Source organism: Streptococcus pseudopneumoniae (assembly GCF_038148935.1).
Classification (GTDB): domain Bacteria; phylum Bacillota; class Bacilli; order Lactobacillales; family Streptococcaceae; genus Streptococcus; species Streptococcus pseudopneumoniae_U.
Genome location: NZ_JBBJZX010000153.1, coordinates 1 through 2,167 on the forward strand (window position 1 = coordinate 1; position 2,167 = coordinate 2,167).

General features: G+C 33.7%; 3 protein-coding genes, 1 tRNA gene and 1 pseudogene. 1 reads left to right on the forward strand and 4 read right to left on the reverse strand.

Annotated features, from left to right (window positions below):
* The 4 genes and pseudogenes from comD to rlmH form a co-directional block, all read right to left on the reverse strand.
* A pseudogene (comD, locus tag WKI42_RS10185) lies at nt 1-348 on the reverse strand (competence system sensor histidine kinase ComD); the annotation flags it as partial.
* Nucleotides 349-368: 20 nt separating this feature from the next.
* Nucleotides 369-494 carry a competence-stimulating peptide ComC gene (gene comC, locus WKI42_RS10190; RefSeq protein ID WP_173212972.1) on the reverse strand — a complete coding sequence of 42 codons (126 nt, stop codon included), beginning with the start codon at nt 492-494 and terminating at the stop codon, nt 369-371.
* A gap of 165 nt (nt 495-659) precedes the next feature.
* Nucleotides 660-733: transfer RNA gene (locus WKI42_RS10195), tRNA-Arg, on the reverse strand.
* Between the two features lie 43 nt (nt 734-776).
* Nucleotides 777-1,256, reverse strand: coding sequence for a 23S rRNA (pseudouridine(1915)-N(3))-methyltransferase RlmH (gene rlmH / locus WKI42_RS10200; protein WP_112445415.1), 480 nt, complete (start codon nt 1,254-1,256; stop codon nt 777-779).
* Between the two features lie 183 nt (nt 1,257-1,439).
* Between rlmH and WKI42_RS10205 the strand changes: the two genes are divergently transcribed.
* A partial coding sequence (locus tag WKI42_RS10205; RefSeq protein WP_368081863.1) for a S1C family serine protease occupies nt 1,440-2,167 on the forward strand: 728 nt, incomplete at its 3' end.

The following is a 2,167-nucleotide window of genomic DNA, read 5'->3' on the forward strand; positions in this document are numbered from 1 at the left end:
AACAAAATTGTCTCCTGTTATAGAGGAGAAAGTTACGGACAGAAAGTTATGAGTGCTCTCATATAAAAGAGATAGTAGTAAACTTAGAAATAGTCCTCTATCCCTCTCATACTGTTTCATCCATCGAAAATAGGAATATAAGCCCAAAGGAAGTAAAAATGTTGCAGTCCCTAACCCATCCAAATTTAGAAGATAAAAGGAAAGTTCAAGTACTACTTCTACTAGTAATGTATAAGCACCAAAAACGTATAGCTCTTTTCTATTTATTTGACCTTTACAAATTAAACGGTAACTTTGACTAATAATTAAAAAATGACCAATAACTGTCCCAAATCCAAGTAAATTCATTACTCTTTCTCCTTATTTCATTACTTTTTTCGTTGGAAAAGAAAATCAAGGAGGATGTCTGAAATCCTACTTTCTCCACCTTTAATATTTTGCAAGTCTTTTTCCTTCAAGGCTACAAACTGTTCCAATTTAACTGTGTTTTTCATAATAAAATCTCCTAAAATGTTTTTTTCTTGTAAGCTAACTTACAAAAACCATTATACAAAATGGAATTTCATTTTAGATAAAATTCTCTCAACTGTCATTTTTTTCTCCCCAAGTGTACTTTTTTAAGAAAAAAGCCGGGAAAATTCCCAGCTTTGCTACTATATTGATCCCAGCAGGATTCGAACCTGCGACCGTTCGCTTAGAAGGCGAATGCTCTATCCAGCTGAGCTATGAGACCTAACACAATTATTCTACCAAAAATTCAATTAAAAGTCAATTCTCTATTTATGATAGGGTGATCCCTGCTGAATCGTAAAAGCGCGATAGATTTGTTCAACAAGAACTAGTCTCATTAACTGATGGGGCAAGGTTAAACGGCCAAAGCTGACAGAAAGATTGGCTCTCTTTTTTACAGCTGATGATAATCCTAAACTCCCTCCAATGATAAAGGTAAGAGTAGAAAATCCTTTTATAGAAGCTTCTTCTAAATTCTTACTAAATTCTTCCGAGGAGAAAGTTTTCCCTTCAATGGCTAACACAATAACAAAATCACGGTCACCAACTTTTGATAAAATTCTCTGACCTTCTATTTCTAAAATCTTTTGATTTTCTGATTCACTGGCCCTATCTGGTGTTTTTTCATCTGCTAACTCAATCATTTCAAGTTTAGCAAATCGAGAAATTCGTTTTGAATACTCTGCAATACCATCTTTTAAATACTTTTCTTTCAGTTTCCCAACTGTTACAACTTTAATTTTCATGACTCTATTCTAACATATTCTCTATTTTTTCACATCTTATTCACAAAATAAAAAGTTAATTTTAACCGAGAAAATCACAGATTTTTGGAAGTTATCCACAGTTTGTGTAAAACTTTTTGTGTTTAAGTTATAATTAAGCTAGTCAGTTTATACTTTCAGTAATTCAAAAATATGGAGGCAAATATGAAACATTTAAAAACATTTTACAAAAAAGGGTTTCAATTATTAGTCGTTATCGTCATTAGCTTTTTTAGTGGAGCCTTGGGTAGTTTTTCAATAGCTCAACTAACTCAAAAAAGTAGTGTAAGCAACTCTAACAACAATAGTACTATTACACAAACTGCCTATAAGAACGAAAATTCAACAACACAGGCTGTTAATAAAGTAAAAGATGCCGTTGTATCCGTTATTACTTATTCAGCAAATAGACAAAATAGCGTATTTGGCAATGATGAGACTGATACAGATTCTCAGCAAATCTCTAGTGAAGGATCTGGAGTTATTTATAAAAAGAATGATAAAGAAGCTTACATCGTCACCAATAATCACGTTATAAATGGCGCCAGCAAAGTAGATATTCGTTTGTCAGATGGAACTAAAGTACCTGGAGAAATTGTCGGAGCTGACACTTTCTCTGATATTGCTGTCGTCAAAATCTCTTCAGAAAAAGTGACAACAGTAGCTGAGTTTGGTGATTCTAGTCAGTTAACCGTAGGAGAAACTGCTATTGCCATTGGTAGCCCGTTAGGTTCTGAATACGCTAATACTGTCACTCAAGGTATCGTATCTAGTCTCAATCGAAATGTATCTTTAAAATCTGAAGATGGACAAGCCATTTCTACAAAAGCCATCCAAACTGATACTGCTATTAACCCAGGTAACTCTGGTGGCCCACTGATCAATATTCAAGG

Bases quoted from the DNA above. Each gene is read 5' to 3' on its own strand.
- comC (WP_173212972.1), bottom strand. From the start codon at position 494: ATGAAAAACACAGTTAAATTGGAACAGTTTGTAGCCTTGAAGGAAAAA.
- rlmH (WP_112445415.1), bottom strand. From the start codon at position 1,256: ATGAAAATTAAAGTTGTAACAGTTGGGAAACTGAAAGAAAAGTATTTA.